General features: G+C 40.6%; 14 protein-coding genes. 4 read left to right on the top strand and 10 right to left on the bottom strand.

Annotated elements, in window-relative coordinates; genetic code table 11:
* Window positions 1-65 precede the first annotated feature (65 nt).
* The 3 genes from H0262_RS10560 to H0262_RS10550 form a co-directional block, all read right to left on the bottom strand.
* Window positions 66-2327: a GNVR domain-containing protein gene (locus H0262_RS10560; RefSeq protein WP_181210725.1), complete on the bottom strand. Its 2262-nt coding sequence runs from the start codon at window positions 2325-2327 to the stop codon at window positions 66-68.
* Window positions 2328-2401: 74 nt separating this feature from the next.
* On the bottom strand, window positions 2402-2833 hold the full coding sequence (locus tag H0262_RS10555) for a low molecular weight protein-tyrosine-phosphatase (RefSeq protein ID WP_181210724.1): 432 nt from the start codon (window positions 2831-2833) through the stop codon (window positions 2402-2404).
* Window positions 2834-2852: 19 nt separating this feature from the next.
* Window positions 2853-3953, bottom strand: a complete 1101-nt coding sequence (locus H0262_RS10550; RefSeq protein ID WP_181210723.1) for a polysaccharide biosynthesis/export family protein — start codon at window positions 3951-3953, stop codon at window positions 2853-2855.
* A 429-nt stretch (window positions 3954-4382) separates the two neighbouring features.
* On the opposite strand from H0262_RS10550, the gene rluB reads away from it, so the two are divergent.
* Window positions 4383-5330: a 23S rRNA pseudouridine(2605) synthase RluB gene (gene rluB / locus H0262_RS10545; protein WP_181210722.1), complete on the top strand. Its 948-nt coding sequence runs from the start codon at window positions 4383-4385 to the stop codon at window positions 5328-5330.
* 105 nt (window positions 5331-5435) lie between these two features.
* On the opposite strand, the gene H0262_RS10540 is transcribed toward rluB, so the two are convergent.
* The 3 genes from H0262_RS10540 to H0262_RS10530 all read right to left on the bottom strand — a co-directional run bounded on the left by H0262_RS10540 (window position 5436) and on the right by H0262_RS10530 (window position 7767).
* Window positions 5436-5993, bottom strand: a complete 558-nt coding sequence (locus tag H0262_RS10540) for a hypothetical protein (RefSeq protein ID WP_181210721.1) — start codon at window positions 5991-5993, stop codon at window positions 5436-5438.
* 87 nt (window positions 5994-6080) lie between these two features.
* Window positions 6081-6692: a hypothetical protein gene (locus tag H0262_RS10535; protein WP_181210720.1), complete on the bottom strand. Its 612-nt coding sequence runs from the start codon at window positions 6690-6692 to the stop codon at window positions 6081-6083.
* A 316-nt stretch (window positions 6693-7008) separates the two neighbouring features.
* Window positions 7009-7767 carry a hypothetical protein gene (locus H0262_RS10530; RefSeq protein ID WP_181210781.1) on the bottom strand — a complete coding sequence of 253 codons (759 nt, stop codon included), beginning with the start codon at window positions 7765-7767 and terminating at the stop codon, window positions 7009-7011.
* A gap of 144 nt (window positions 7768-7911) precedes the next feature.
* On the opposite strand from H0262_RS10530, the gene H0262_RS10525 reads away from it, so the two are divergent.
* Window positions 7912-8508 carry a LysE/ArgO family amino acid transporter gene (locus tag H0262_RS10525; RefSeq protein ID WP_181210780.1) on the top strand — a complete coding sequence of 199 codons (597 nt, stop codon included), beginning with the start codon at window positions 7912-7914 and terminating at the stop codon, window positions 8506-8508.
* A gap of 134 nt (window positions 8509-8642) precedes the next feature.
* On the opposite strand, the gene H0262_RS10520 is transcribed toward H0262_RS10525, so the two are convergent.
* The 4 genes from H0262_RS10520 to H0262_RS10505 form a co-directional block, all read right to left on the bottom strand.
* The gene (locus tag H0262_RS10520; protein WP_083759462.1) at window positions 8643-9284 is read right to left on the bottom strand and encodes a MarC family protein; all 642 of its coding nucleotides are present in this window, start codon (window positions 9282-9284) and stop codon (window positions 8643-8645) included.
* Window positions 9285-9679: 395 nt separating this feature from the next.
* Window positions 9680-10540 (bottom strand): carboxylating nicotinate-nucleotide diphosphorylase, encoded by an 861-nt coding sequence (gene nadC / locus H0262_RS10515; protein WP_181210719.1) that lies wholly within the window; start codon window positions 10538-10540, stop codon window positions 9680-9682.
* Window positions 10541-10703: 163 nt separating this feature from the next.
* Window positions 10704-11795 carry an NrtR DNA-binding winged helix domain-containing protein gene (locus H0262_RS10510; RefSeq protein ID WP_181210718.1) on the bottom strand — a complete coding sequence of 364 codons (1092 nt, stop codon included), beginning with the start codon at window positions 11793-11795 and terminating at the stop codon, window positions 10704-10706.
* A 132-nt stretch (window positions 11796-11927) separates the two neighbouring features.
* On the bottom strand, window positions 11928-13232 hold the full coding sequence (locus tag H0262_RS10505) for an RNA-guided endonuclease TnpB family protein (protein WP_181210717.1): 1305 nt from the start codon (window positions 13230-13232) through the stop codon (window positions 11928-11930).
* Between the two features lie 74 nt (window positions 13233-13306).
* Between H0262_RS10505 and tnpA the strand changes: the two genes are divergently transcribed.
* Both tnpA and nadA read left to right on the top strand, forming a co-directional pair.
* A complete protein-coding gene (gene tnpA / locus H0262_RS10500) occupies window positions 13307-13705 on the top strand; it encodes an IS200/IS605 family transposase (RefSeq protein WP_181210716.1) in 399 nt (132 codons plus the stop codon).
* A gap of 258 nt (window positions 13706-13963) precedes the next feature.
* The gene (nadA, locus tag H0262_RS10495) at window positions 13964-15103 is read left to right on the top strand and encodes a quinolinate synthase NadA (protein ID WP_181210715.1); all 1140 of its coding nucleotides are present in this window, start codon (window positions 13964-13966) and stop codon (window positions 15101-15103) included.
* Window position 15104: the final 1 nt, after the last annotated feature.

Raw genomic sequence — 15104 nt, 5'->3', positions numbered from 1 at the left:
GCATAACAGGCAACTATTTTGTTTAAATGCTAATAAGCACAGTAATATAATTTGATCTAAATACATTAGTTATTATTGCCATAAGCATAGCTATAGTGATAACTATATTTGCTCAAAATGCCTTGTTGTACATCATTTAAGACAATACCATCTACTTTAATATTGGCTTTATTCATCTGATTGACAGCGTAAACCAATTGTCCCTCTATAGAATCATCGTATCGTGTCACCATCAGCACTTTATCAGCATGCTGCGCTAATATCATGGCGTCAGAGGCTGCTAATATCGGTGGTGAGTCGATAACGATATAATCATAATGAAGATTTAACTCTTTCATTAAGTGATCGAAGCTACCATTGGCTAATAGCGACGCTGGATTGCGAGGATGTTCACCCCGAGGCATAAAGTCAATATTATCAATACCTGTTGCATGGATAAAGCTTGCTAGATGACCAGACTCTTGGACAGCATCGACTTTTACTAGCTGAGTAGTGCCTTTCGATAGATGAGTCGTATCTTGTGTTAGATAATCGGCCAAACCATTATATTGGTCCATATTAAATACTTTATGCAACTCGCCCAAGCGCATATCTGCATCTATAATAAGCACTTTTTTATCTAACTGGGCAAATACCTCAGTTAAGTTAGACGAAATAAATGATTTACCAACACCAGGGCTTTCACCAGTAATCAAGATAACTTTGGCACGCTGACCGGCTCGCCCTTGGCTTGGCATCCCAAACATCAGATTGGTTCTTAAGCTCTTAATGGCCTCATAACTTAAGCTATTATTGTCCGCGTAAGTGAGTAGCCGATTGGGTAATTTTTTCTTACCAAACCTTGTGAGCACTGGAGAACGAGGAATGGTTGCAATAACAGGTACGCCTGTCTTAGCCTCAAGTCGCTCAGGGTCTTTGACTACATTTCGAAGCATATTTTTAATAAGCACTAGCATCGTACCAAGCATCATGCCTAATAAAGTAGCCAATACCCAAATCAGCAGTTTTTTTGGCGCAATCGCTTTAAAGTTGTTGATAGGAAGGTCAACAATACGGGCAAAGCCAATCTGGCCAGCTTTAACAATTTTTAACTGTTCATAGTTTTTCAGTAAAGTTAGATATATTTCTCTATTAATAGCACTATCAGCAGATAACTGTAAAAATTCTCTTTGTATTTCTGGCAATCCTAAAATAGTATCATCTATATCTTGCTTTCTATCGTTAAGCACTTTGAGCTGTTCATTGATTTGAACGACTAAGGGGTGCTCTTCGGTATAGTACGTAGTCAAATCAGCTTTCTTAAGCTTAAGCTCATTAAGCTGGACATCGATTTGCGAGTTTTCTGTTAATAACAGCTCAGCTTCTTTACTAACGTCAATCGTGCCATATTTCTTACGAAAGTTGTTAAATATAGTTTCAGAATCTTCTAACTTTTTCTTTAGCACTGGAATCTGTGTTTCCATAAAACTAATAGTTTTTGTCGTTTCTTCAGAACCACGCGAATCATTTTGATCGATATAAGATAAGACGATTTGTTTTAATATCAAACTGGTCTGCTGCTGATTAGCACCAGTCATAGATAGTTGAATAATACCAGTCTGTTTACCCTTTTCAACCACAGACAATTCTGTATTTATCTGCTCTGTCGTTGTTTGAAGAGACTGTTTAGTAATATTAATCGGATAGCCGTCAGCAGGAAGATCGTTGACCTTGATTTGAATCTGACCATCTGTACCTCTGAATTGATGTGTCTGGCCAATCTGACCTTTAAAATCATCAAAGCCATTACTTAAGACAAACCCTGTCGCAGAGCGCGTTAGAGTAAATGTTTGATTGAGATAATCTTGTGAAACATCAAACTGACTGACTTGTATTTTGCCGTCTTCTGTTTTAAGAGACACCCCTTCAGGTTTATTGATCTGGGTAGGATTACTACCACTAGTTACCCGATCCACAAACCCTATATTAGGATCTATAAGCTTAATACCCAGATGCAGTAAATTGACAACAGGCTCCAAGATCATACGAGATCTTATCAGCTCCGCCTCCGCTTCCGCTTTACTCGCTTGCGAGCCAATTAGCTCAGAGATATCAGCGCCTAAAGCAGCCACTCCTTTAGAGTTCTCTTCAATTTGAATAAGTGCATCTGATCTAAAAGTAGGATTTACATACCGACTATACAAGACACCAACTATCAAACCCAAAACAGCAAAAAAGATGATTGTTTTCCAGCCACGCAAAATGGCAAAAAGTAGTGCCATTAAATCGATTTCATCATTGTCTTCTTTAGCGGCAGAGTTTGATACATTCTTTGAATCTGTATTCATAACGGTAGGTTCATCACTTAAAGTAATCGTTTAGTATTAATCTTTTATAATAATTATTTATTTTCAGCAGTCATTTAGCTAACTTTATCAGCCCATTGTTTTATACCTTCAACAATGTCTTGATGTGCAGTCTCGAATGCACTTAACTCATGCTGGTAAGGATCCGCAATGTCTTTACTCATCCAATGACCAAGCTTAAATGTTTTACCGCGGCAAAAAGGCCAGCGCTCTTCAATCCACTTGGTCTGCCCATCTGACATAGTAAAAATCAGATCCACTTTTTTCGCCAGTTGCTCATCAATTTGCTTAGCAACATGACTGGTAATATCAATCTGCTGTTTTGCCATGATTTCTATGGCTGCAGGATCAGCAGCATGCCCAACCAAAGCACCTACCCCTGCAGAATCAATCATTTTATTAGGAAAACGCTGCTTTAGAAGGGCTTCTGCCATTGGACTACGACAAATATTACCCACACATACAACAAGAATATGATCAAATGCCATGATAACTATTACCTATTATTTATAGACCAGAAAGAACGCTGATTGCTGAGGTAGATGGTAGTAGTGCACTAATGACACGATTCCAACGCGTTAAGCCAGTAGGATCGACGTATACGATATCATTGGCACGCATCTCAAAACGATTGGCAAGCGCAAAACTGGTAATTGTCTGCATATCAACATAATAAATATCTGTCGTTTTTGTATTAAGGTTGTCGCGGACGACATATATCTTAGCAGCATTAGCAGTATTAGAATCAAGACCTTTTGATTCGCCCAATACCTGTGCCAAACTAATGCCCTGCTCGCGGATGGGTACCGGCTCTACCTTGCCAAACTCTCCTAGAACATAGACTTTATTACGGTCTTGACTATTAACGTGGATTGAATCGCCATCTTGAAGATATATTTGGTTGGCAGAACTGCCCAGTTGACGTAAAGATTGTAAGCCCAGATTATAGCTTACACCTCTGCGGTTAAACACGATATTATTTGAATCAGCGGTCGGCGTTGCACCACCAGCCATAGAAATCGCACTGTATAGCGAGACTGGTGCATCATTAATTGCAAATTCACCCGGCTGCTTAACTTCACCATCAATAAAAAACTTTTTACCACGGTAGTTAACAATCTTAACTTGTGGATCTGAATATTTAAGATAACGCTGTAACTGTTTTTGTAAATTGGCGGTAAATTGCGGCACACTTATACCACTGGCTTTAATACGCCCAACCAATGGAAATTGAACAAACCCCTGCTGATCAACAGGAAAGCCTGATGCATAAGGATTGGTAACATCTCCAACTGGTAAAGGAGTTATATTAGGATAGCCAGTAAGTACAATACTTAAGATATCCCCTTCAGAGATACGATATTCTGCTCGACTAGAGTTCCTTATTAGCTGATTTAAATTGCTACTTGGCAGCACTGCTTGTTTTGGAGGTAACGTCGCTAGGTTGAGCGGTTGAATATTAAAATGCAGACCGTTTTCAGCGATAAATGCGCCACTTGGTGGCAGCTCACCTGCTTGAAGACCTGCATTGATACTAGAGCACCCTGAAACCATACCAACTATCAATAGACACGTTATACCTAGTAACTTTGATGGATTAAAAAACATAAAAAGACCTTTATAAATCATAGATATAAGGAGTGTCTAGCATTACAGAATCAGACAGCCATACTAAAACGATACATCATGTATAAAAAAACAAAACCATAATAGCATAGGTGGTTAAATTTTGAACCAAAATGATGTGTTTTCCATAAAAATTTCGTTTATCTAAAAAATAGTATATATAGCAAAACCCTTATACTCATTAGGAGTTACAACATATTTATTGGCCATATAGATTATAAAAAAACATCTTATCAATTATTTGAATAAGCGATTTGGGTCGACAAATAATATGGAAATTATTCAACTTATATAGATATAAAATTAAGAATAATCGTAACATAATCTCTATCACTGTTATAAATAGCGTATAATATGCAGTCCAATTTTATACATTGAGAAATGTAAAGCCACCGATTCAAGGAAATCGTTATGAAAGATGAAAAATTACAGAAAGCACTGGCCCGTATGGGACTTGGTTCACGTCGTCAGATGGAAGAAGTGATTAAGGCAGGTCGTGTCACGGTCAATAATGGTCCAGCGACTATCGGCGATCGTGTTGAGCAAGGTGATGAGATTCGCGTTGATGGTCGCCAGATCAAATATACCGCTGAAAATGAAAAACGTCGCCGTGTCTTGGCTTATTATAAGCCTGAAGGTGAAGTCTGCTCAGCGAATGATCCAGAAGGTCGTCCGACTGTATTTGAGCGTTTACCAAAATTGACTCATGACCGCTGGGTAATGGTTGGACGTTTGGATATTAACTCGACAGGTCTATTATTATTTACCAACGATGGCGAGATGGCGCATCGCTTGATGCATCCATCTAGCGAAGTGACTCGTGAATATGCGGTACGTGTATTGGGTGAAGTTACCCCAGATATGGCACGCGCGATGACCACAGGCGTCATGTTAGAAGATGGCTTAGCCAAATTTGATGATATCAAAGAAGGCGGCGGCGAAGGGGTGAACAAGTGGCATCATGTGCAGCTTAAAGAAGGTCGTAACCGAGAAGTTCGTCGTTTATTTGAATCTCAAGGTCTTAAAGTCAGCCGCCTGTTACGTACGAGCTATGGCAATATTGCACTACCAAAAGAGCTACGTACAGGTCGCTTTTTAGAGCTTGATAGAAAAGATATTAACACCTTAACAGACCTAGTGAACTTGCGCCCGCGTTATGGTACAGGTCTACATGGCGCTGCTAAAGAAAAGCAAGAGCGTATCAAAAACAAGCCGCTTAAAGCACGTCGTACTACTGACAGTCGTAGCGATAACCGCAGTGGTAGCGACAATCGTAACAGTAGTGCCAAACCAAAAACCAGTGGTAGTCCTGCTAGTCGCGGCACCCGTAATACTCGTGACCGCAATGATAAGCGCTAATCTGTTTTAGATTTAGCGTTATCAATAAAAAGCTGCCAATGATATATAATCATTGGCAGCTTTTTATTGACTGGTATTAGTTCATATTTTCTAATGACTGACATCTTAGCGATTTTGACTATTCATATAGCGCTTCATTACCCGCATATCTTGTAGTTGCTGCTGCTCTAGTTGCTCTGACAAACTGTTTAAACGTTGTTCAATACTATCTAATACCTCTTGCAGCAACTTGCCAGCCTCCTCTCGTGATTGATTATTAACGCTTTTAGTATTTGATTTGATAATTGTCAGTTGATGATAACTACTGAGTAGTTCAGGTAAACGTGTATGCAGCATCTTATGCAATATGAACTGTGCTTCGGTGATTTCAGGCATCTTTTCTTGTGACTTTAGCTCTATCTGATAGTCATAATAACTGGCTACCTTTTCATCAATATGTTGTAGCTGGCGTAGCTGATCATCTGCTAAAGCTTTAAGATGCTTTTTATTAAGATTTAATTGTTGCCAGCTTATATTAGATAACGATAATGGTGCATTAGCATTTTGATAAATAAGTACACCTGGCGTAATACCAACCGCTTTATGAAAAGCATGCCAGCCTTTTCTACTTAGATAGAAGATGCTCATTGTCGTTATGACACCAACGCCTATTAATACACTCATAGCAATTTACTCTTAATCGTTCAACCGTCATTGATTCTCTTAACTATTTACTACTCTCTATCTCATATCCTTACTAACAGTGTCATCTTATAGCTTTTCAATCTGCTCTATTTTAGTAGTATTAAGCAATTGTGTATCTGTATCTACATTAGGATTATCAAAACGCTGTTGTAAATATCGATTGGTTACTAGCAGTTTTTGTCCATCTTGATGATAAGATGCATTAAGCAGTTCATCAAACTGGGTGTTAATAGTTCCCAATATATCCAACAGCGCTTCTTTACCAGTGACATCAGAATGCTTAATTTTAGTATTATCAGCAAGTGCGCCATCCCCGACATCTAAGTCATGCAAACGGCGATAATCTGCTACTGCTTGTGGTACATGTTTCTCCATCAGATTTTGAATGGTAATATAAGTTTCGTTAACTGCATCTTTATCATCTATCTTGCCATCATTATTGGTATCACCATAAACAAGTCTCAGCTTTTCACCTTTTTCATTAATTTGGGTCAATGCAGCTTTGACATCAACTGGTAAGCTTTTTTCAGGAATATAACCCAATTGCGGCATCGCTTTATACTCTAGCATTTTGGGTGCTGTCACCTTTTTGATACCACGATAGCCTAAATACAGACCTGCTGCGGGTAGCACTCCATATAAAACAAACATGACAAGTATCGCAGTGATTTGAGTCATAAAATTATCCTTATTATTTAATAGTATTAATTGGCAAATTTATTATTATTCTTGATATGGTTGCTCCACTTTTGCAAGAACACAGCGCTACTAGGATCAATTTTCTTGCTTACTGTGCCTACGCAGACAGAGGCTGCGAATAATTAACCCCAGTAGCACTTTATAATATTCATATTTCTCTTATTTAAGACTGAATATAGTATTTAATGATTTTATTAAACAAAAAAATAAGGCTCTATTAAAGCCCTATATTGTTATGCATTGAGTTGTTTGTGTTTGCTGATGCTTATTTTTTAGCAGAATAGAAAAATGGCGCCTAATTTTGCGTACGGCTTTTAACATAACGATGGGTTGAAGCCAGACGATTCATCACCGTTTGATGCAGCTCATCTAACAATTCATCAAGCTCGTAGTCAATCTCTAAAAACAAATCCGTCAGCATATCGCCTGCAGTCATTTTACCCTGTACCACATTACTTTTCGTACGATGTGGACTAAAACGTTGCAGCTGCTCGTAATGATGCAAGGCTTCTGGAATACTTTCAGATATCAGCTTATCAATGACAAACTGCCGCTCATTATGTTGCTGCTTTTGCTCATCATTAAGCTCGCTACTCCATTCACGATAGCGTTTTAATTTGCCATTGATTCTATCTAAAATAGCAACTGCTTCAATTGGCATCGCATTTAGCGTGGCTGCATCGACCACATTCACAAGCTCAGTCATAATCGGACAGCGTCCATGTTTAAGAAACCATAAGGTATCTGGGTCAAAAGGTGGTCTATTACTCGGTCGCATTTGGGCCCGATTGGACAAATAACGATCGGTCAATGGCGTCGGTGCGCGAATATCAGACACTTGCGCTAAAGCATCGCAAATACGTTCGGTACGCTGCGGCTCAGTAAGCGGTGAAGCATTAGACGGTGAATTATTGCCATCTTCTTGCTTATCAACAATATTACGATGGGCAGTATCATTTCTATTATTAGTAAGTTTATTGGCAGCCGCTTGCTGAGCATTTTTAGCAGCGGCGGTTGGCAGGTCATCTTGTGCTTGCCCAAATGACTGTAGCATTCTTGTCAAACTTATGACCATAACTTACCCTGCTCCTCGCCCATTTACTGATTGCATTTGACCATTCAATCCCTTATCTTAACAGCTTTTTGCCATACTACCAGTAAGCAAACGTCAGCATTTTTAAAGGATAAGACAGCCATCATGAATATCACCGATTACAGTTCTGGTTTTTTGCTTGGCTTATCCCTGATTATCGCTATTGGTTCACAAAATGCCTTTGTTCTAAAACAAGGACTGAAACGCGAGCACATATTTTTTGTCTGTCTGTTCTGCGCCGTCAGTGATGCGTTGTTGATTTCAGCTGGCGTTGGCGGTTTTGGCGCGGTAACGGCACGCTACCCGCAAGTGGTCAATATTGCCAAGGTCGCGGGCGTCATATTCTTACTAGGTTACGGACTGCAAAGCTTGTATGCCAGTATGCGCTTATCACACGCACTTACCGTCGATGTACAAGTTGTCACTAGCCTAAAAAAGGCATTATTACTATGCTTTGGTTTTACATGGCTTAATCCACACGTCTATTTAGATACCTTGGTGCTGGTCGGTATGGTTTCAACGGGTGCCAGTAGTAAGCTTGCCTTTGCAGTAGGAGCGGTCAGCGCTTCATTCTGCTTCTTCTTTGCACTCGGCTATGGCGCACGGTTGCTTAAACCTTTATTTGCCAAACCAAAAGCATGGAATATCCTTGATGCCTTGGTCGGTATATTGATGCTTTATTTGGCTTGGCATTTATACTAAAGCTAGAACAGAGCTTTCTACTCAAGAGCCTTTATCTAAAAAATAATATACTGCTTAAAAAACAGAAAAACCAAATACTGTTAAAAAAGTAGTTGGTTTTTTGAGCGATTAAATCGCTTCTATAGATTAAAAAATTAGATCAAATCAGGAAATAGCGTACGTAGCCCATTAACGATAATTTCGATAGCAACTGCCGCCAACAGCATACCCATGATTCGACTCATAATATTAAGCCCTGTATCACCCAATAAGCGACTGATACGACCGGCTGCCATCAATGCCAAATAACAAAATAAACTGATAAACAAACCCGCAATCAAAATGGCAGATATTTGCAAGATGCCGGAAACTTGTGATGAGTAGATAATAACGGTTGAAATACCACCCGGTCCAATCATCATAGGAATAGCAATCGGCACAACCGCGGCTGCCATCGTTGGCGGCGCACCTTGCAGATGGTCAACATCGAAGTTTTCTTGATCAGGCTTAACCGGATTACCATCGCCATTCATCATATTGAGAGCGATTAGAAATACTAAGATACCACCTGCTAACTGAAACGAGCCGATTGAAATACCCAAGACTTTGAGGAGCGTTTCGCCTGCTAAGGTGAAAAAACTGATAGTAATAAAAATGGTCAGACAAGCAACGCGCGCTACTTTACGTCGATTATTCATTGAATAACCACGCGTTGAATCTAAAAACAATGTCAATGCGCTAAAGGGGTTAATCAATACCATAAAGGCTAGGATTATCTTAATAATTTCAGTATTCACTGAGCGCTCGCTTGTCTATTAGTCAAATCGGGCAAAAAAACAAGGCCATTGGGCAAGTGCATCAATGACCTAATAGTCGGTAGCAGCGGCATTGTAGCATAGGCAGATAAGCCTATTAAATCATTAACTTCGCTTAATTCCTAGACCTTACCAAATCCATAGGATATCGATACAAATCTGCCCTTTCAATAGAGGGTTAATCCTCTATTAAACTTCATTAAAACAAGTCTATATAGTTGATCCATTTTTAAAAGAGTACAGCACTGCTGGGGTTAATTATTCGCAGCCTCTGTCTGCGCAGGCACAGCAAGCAAGAAAAATTAACCCCAGCAGTGCTTTATAACATTTGTACTTCTTTTATTTGGGACTCACTATATTTAGACCAAGCGTGAAAGCTAAGCGCTAAAATCCAAACCAATATCTAATGCAGTCGTGCTGTGGGTCAAATAACCCATCGCGATAAAATCAACACCCGTTTTTGCGACGGCTTGCACTGTTTCAGGGGTGATACCACCTGATGCTTCGGTTTTAGCGCGACCTTTACACATAGCGACTGCCTGCGACAATATCTCAGGCGCCATATTATCTAATAGCACTAAGCTCACACCAGCATCTAGTGCTTGCTCTAACTGTGCTAATGTATCGACTTCCACTTCGATTGGAATCAGATGCCCAGCAAATTCTTGCGCTTGCTCAATCGCTGTTTTAATATCACCTGCGATGGCAATATGGTTGTCTTTAATTAAAATCGCATCGTCCAATCCTAAACGATGATTGCGCCCGCCGCCGCAGCGTACCGCATATTTTTGTACAATACGTAAACCTGGAATGGTTTTACGCGTACAAGTAATTTGCGCTGGATATGCTGCCACGCTATCAACAATCTTCTTAGTATCTGTCGCAATACCGCTAAGATGAGTCATAAAGTTAAGTGCCGTACGCTCTGCTGTCAGCAAATTACGCGCATTGCCGCGCACATTTGCTAATACCGCGCCAGCTTCGACCGTTTTACCATCATGGACTTGAGCAACGAATTCTATCTGCTCATCAATCAAAGCAAAAGATAAGCGTGCTAAATCCATACCACATATTATGCCTGCTTGCCTTGCCTTAATCTGTAATTGCGCTTGCATGTCGGCTGGAATGGTCGCTTGTGAAGTGACATCACCACGTCTGCCCAAATCTTCTGTTAATGCCGCTTCAACCAACGGTTTAAGTAATACTTCAGCCAGTGCTGGCTCTCGTTTAACTGTCATTTTTAGCCCTTATTATGCTTATATTCTGAAATATATTATATAAACTCAAAATGAGCATAAATATAACGTAAAGTTTATTGTCTCGCAAGAAAATATCATAAATTAAAATTTTCAATAAATTTATTGGGTTTGGCAATGATAGAGGCTGATAGCGATTGGGCGGCTATTTACGTTTTGGCAATTTGCTGTCCATTAGCAAACTTTGCAATTCAATATCATGGCGAAAACGATAAAGTTTAGCGGGACGACCACGTTGAGCACTACTGCTCTGCCCTGTTTCTAGCACAAGATTTTGTGACTCTAGCAGCCGGCGGAAGTTTTGCTTATGTAAGCGAACACCCGATAGTGCTTCGACACTCTGCTGCAACTGCGACAAGGTGAATTTATCTGGCATCAAGCCAAAAATGAGCGGTCGATATTCAATTTTTGCACGTAGTCTTGAAATAGCCGTCGCAATCACTCGGCGATGGTCATAGTACATCGGTGACCCTATAAGCTGTGACCAGTTACTAGGCAATTTAAAAGCCTTGTTAGATTCAGCACTGTCAAGTTGAACATTAGCCAAATAGCTGGGTGGATAAGTTGGTGCTTCTGCAATAAGACCTGCTTCATACAACATCTCATAGCGCAAAAGGACATGTTCTGCAATCCATTCCCTATTCTCGTATTCTTTGTCATTTATCAGCTGATCGTTGCTCTCTGCATTTGAATGCGCGCTTTTATTTTTAGAGCAATTATTTAGAATCGTCTCACTGACGCTCCAACACAGACCAATACGCTGACGCCGGCGCTGCTGAATATCAGGCTCTTTTGTAGCATCTGCCCAACGTAATAATGCCGGTACGATATAGTCCATCATGATAGCTGGCATACCATCTAAATGATTTTCCCATGGGAAGTAATCATACCAATCACGCCATAATGCTTGGCTTTGTAGCTGTGTTTGCGCCTCTTGCACCAAACCCAAGTAGCTGACGTAAACCAGCGCATGACCATCATCATTGCGTCTATTGGTATCAACAAAGGTATATAGCTGTTCCAAATAACCAAGTGGCTGCTGCGTTTGCTCTTCAACCCATTGGCGCACACCTGCTTGCAACGAGCGATGCAATGGCATAAGCGGACCATTGGGCAACAGCTTACCTTGGTCAACGGTTAAAACACGCGCCGTGTGCTCAGTAATCGCAACCAGTACTGCGACGACCTCAGTCGTACCGCTACCTTGTTGATGGGCATGTGAATAAGACAACGTCATGACGTTAATGATTACCTTTTATTTTAATTATGAAATATAGCTCAACTGCTAAGCCATTGACCATATGCTCAGTTTGACATACTCCCGCCACTTTCGAAAAGCTCAAGTGTGGAATTCTAAAAGCGTTAGCTCTTAGGTGACTTTCTCACGAGTGTCACAAGTTTTCTGTTTCATTGGGCGACCTTTACTGCATCCTCCCTCCACAGACAAAGCGGCATGTCCTGCCGCTAATATATTACGCGCAGCATTGAAATCTGCGTTCGCAATATAACCACATTTGACGCACTCAAATTTTGACTGAGTTTGTCTGTTTTCTTTAGCAACATGTTGGCACTCAAAGCAGGTTTGGCTGGTAAATCTTGGGTTTACTTTGATCAGCAACCCACCGCGCCAGTGCTGTTTATACTCAAGCATATCAATAGCCATGCCCCAACCTTGATCCAGAATTGATTTATTCAATCCCGACTTGGCTTTGACATTACGTCCTTTGTTTTCCATCGACCCGCTGGCTGATTTCGACATATTACTGACTTTTAAATCTTCAACGACAATCATGGCGTGGCTTTTGCTGAGTGTGGTTGTGATTTTATGCAAATAGTCATGGCGAACATTGCCGATATGATGATGCAATTTTTGAATCTTACCGTTTTGCTTTTTCCAGTTTTCACTGAATTTTACTTTCTTTGCCAGCTGGCGCTGCAATCTAGCAAGTTTCACTTGATTGGCTTTAAAGCTATTCTTTGGTTTGATGGTCGCACCGTTTGAGGTGGTGATCAACTTTGTGATGCCCAAATCCAAACCTAGTGCGCTGGTAGCAGGGTGTCGTGGGTTTTCAACCTCATGCTCAGTACCAAACGATACGTACCAGTGCCCCGATTTCTTGCTAATGGTAACGTTTTTGATGGTGCCGATAATATCTTGCGACTTTCTAAATTTCACCAAACCAATGCCATTAGGCAGTTTGATACGATTGCCCTTAATGCGGCAGTATTTATCAAACTGAACCAATCTGATTGAATCTCGGCCATCGGATTTGCGCTTAAATCTTGGCATCAACGGGCGTAGCTGAATTTCTGTGCCATCAGCTAATTTAAAGAACTTGGCTTTTTTAGGCATCTTCTTATTTTCTTTTAACCTGATATGAACTTTAGGATCAAAGAAACGCGACCAAGCCGATGCTAGATCACGAATCTTTTGCTGTAAGGACACCGCATTTGAGTGGGTTTTTAAGAACTCAAAATCAGGATTATTCTTAACCTCCATGATTTTATTAACGAGATTGGTCGCATTAATAAACTCATTTTTAGCAAACATCTCAAGCGAGATTGCCAGCATTTGATTCCAAACAAAACGCGCAGAGCCAACAAAGTTATTTAGAATAACCTGTTGCTCCGCATTAGGCTCAAGCCTAAATTTGTACGCCTTGTTGATCTTCATAAATACTCTCTTTATTAATGAGTATGTATTTGATATTATCACTATAATGCTAGCATTTAAGAGTTTTTATTGCAATGAGTGAGATATACAAAAATCGCCATGCTGCCTTCAATCTTCATGTTCACTTAATTTTTATTACCAAGTATCGAAAGAAGGTGCTTGGCGAGGTACATTGCAATTATTTCCATGAGTGTGTCACCGAGATATGCAAAAAATTCGATGCCGAACTAAAGGAGTGTAATGGCGAGGCTGATCATATTCACATGCTTATTCAGTACCCACCAACCGTGCAATTGAGCAGGTTGGTTAATAACCTGAAGTCAGTCACAAGTAGACGAATGAGGGGTGAATTTTTGGATTTAAGAGGAGCTTATTCCAAGCCTGTACTTTGGTCTCGCTCATATTTTGCAGGGTCTTGTGGTGGGGCGTCATTGGAAGTTATTAAGCAGTATATTCAAAATCAACAAGGCTAAAAACAAATACGAAATTCATCTCCACACTATCTCGGTTGGAGTCCTCTTTCGTTTTTTGACAGCTTGAATCAATGCTTATCATAGCTTGTGGTTGTAATTATACAAAATGAGTCCTGCATAAATAATAAACGTATAAAAAATTTCTTGTATTTATGCTCAAAATGAGCATAATTAAAACAGTTTATTTTTTAGCGCTATTTACTTGACCCACTTTTAACGGCAATTAACGTGTCGTTATTGCATGAAAGGTTTGCACTTATGAAAACGTATCCGTATGACGCACCGATTATGAGTGCCGATAATCGCATTGCCACGCAAATGAATATCGAATATGCCAAAGCAAAAATGCCCGCAGACTTGCCGCGTAGTGAGCGACTGCAAGTTGAAGAAAATATTAAGCAGTTGTTAAAAGCGCATAACGCCGTCTTAGTGGCGCATTATTATGTCGACCCTTTTATTCAGGATTTGGCATTGGCAACCGGCGGTTGTGTTGGTGATTCGCTTGAAATGGCGCGCTTTGGTCAGGCGCATAGTGCACAAACACTGATAGTTGCAGGTGTACGCTTTATGGGTGAGTCGGCAAAGATACTCAGTATGGAAAAAACAGTACTGATGCCAGACTTAGAAGCAGAATGCTCGCTTGATTTGGGCTGTCCTGCCGATGAGTTTTCTGCCTTTTGTGATGCTCATCCTGAGCGTACGGTTGTCGTTTATGCCAATACTAGCGCTGCGGTGAAAGCACGTGCTGACTGGGTAGTAACTTCGTCAGTTGGTATCGATATCATTCGACATTTGCAAGAACGAGGTGAGCCTATCATTTGGGGTCCTGACCGTCATTTGGGTAAATACATCGCTCGTGAGACTGGGGCAGATATGCTGCTCTGGCAAGGCTCTTGTATGGTACATAACGAATTTAAAGCCACTGAGCTTGAACAATTAAAAGCTGAACATCCGACAGCAAAAGTCTTGGTACATCCTGAATCTCCAGATAGTGTCGTGGCGCTTGCCGATGTAGTTGGCTCGACCAGTAAGCTGTTGCAATCGACTTATGAGATGGATGCCGATACCTTTATCGTCGCAACTGACTTGGGTATCTTGCATGAGATGCAAAAGCGCTCGCCAAACAAGCGCTTCTTGGCTGCACCGACTGCGGGCGAAAGTGCAAGCTGCAAAAGCTGTGCGTTTTGTCCATGGATGGCGATGAATGGTCTACAAGGTATCGAGCAATGCTTGATTAATAATAGCGGTGAAGTATTAATGACGGCTGAGCTGGCAGCCGCAGCTAGAATGCCATTACAACGTATGCTTGATTTTGCTGAGTCACAAAAACAGCGGGTAGCAGCAAGCGGCGATATCGTCCAAGACCGTGCATTGTTTGCGAATGTTGGAGCAGCATAAT

It is taken from the genome of Psychrobacter sp. D2 (assembly GCF_013608135.1).
GTDB classification, from domain to species: Bacteria; Pseudomonadota; Gammaproteobacteria; order Pseudomonadales; family Moraxellaceae; genus Psychrobacter; species Psychrobacter cryohalolentis.
Note: the sequence above shows the minus strand (reverse complement) of the source record. Positions and strands in the feature narration are given on the sequence as shown.

Coding starts and splice junctions, on each gene's coding strand:
- H0262_RS10555 (WP_181210724.1), bottom strand. CDS start 2,833: ATGGCATTTGATCATATTCTTGTTGTATGTGTGGGTAATATTTGTCGT.
- H0262_RS10530 (WP_181210781.1), bottom strand. CDS start 7,767: ATGCTACAGTCATTTGGGCAAGCACAAGATGACCTGCCAACCGCCGCT.
- H0262_RS10510 (WP_181210718.1), bottom strand. CDS start 11,795: ATGACGTTGTCTTATTCACATGCCCATCAACAAGGTAGCGGTACGACT.
- H0262_RS10535 (WP_181210720.1), bottom strand. CDS start 6,692: ATGACTCAAATCACTGCGATACTTGTCATGTTTGTTTTATATGGAGTG.
- H0262_RS10505 (WP_181210717.1), bottom strand. CDS start 13,232: ATGAAGATCAACAAGGCGTACAAATTTAGGCTTGAGCCTAATGCGGAG.
- nadC (WP_181210719.1), bottom strand. CDS start 10,540: ATGACAGTTAAACGAGAGCCAGCACTGGCTGAAGTATTACTTAAACCG.
- nadA (WP_181210715.1), top strand. CDS start 13,964: ATGAAAACGTATCCGTATGACGCACCGATTATGAGTGCCGATAATCGC.
- rluB (WP_181210722.1), top strand. CDS start 4,383: ATGAAAGATGAAAAATTACAGAAAGCACTGGCCCGTATGGGACTTGGT.
- H0262_RS10550 (WP_181210723.1), bottom strand. CDS start 3,953: ATGTTTTTTAATCCATCAAAGTTACTAGGTATAACGTGTCTATTGATA.
- H0262_RS10540 (WP_181210721.1), bottom strand. CDS start 5,993: ATGAGTGTATTAATAGGCGTTGGTGTCATAACGACAATGAGCATCTTC.
- tnpA (WP_181210716.1), top strand. CDS start 13,307: ATGAGTGAGATATACAAAAATCGCCATGCTGCCTTCAATCTTCATGTT.
- H0262_RS10525 (WP_181210780.1), top strand. CDS start 7,912: ATGAATATCACCGATTACAGTTCTGGTTTTTTGCTTGGCTTATCCCTG.
- H0262_RS10560 (WP_181210725.1), bottom strand. CDS start 2,327: ATGAATACAGATTCAAAGAATGTATCAAACTCTGCCGCTAAAGAAGAC.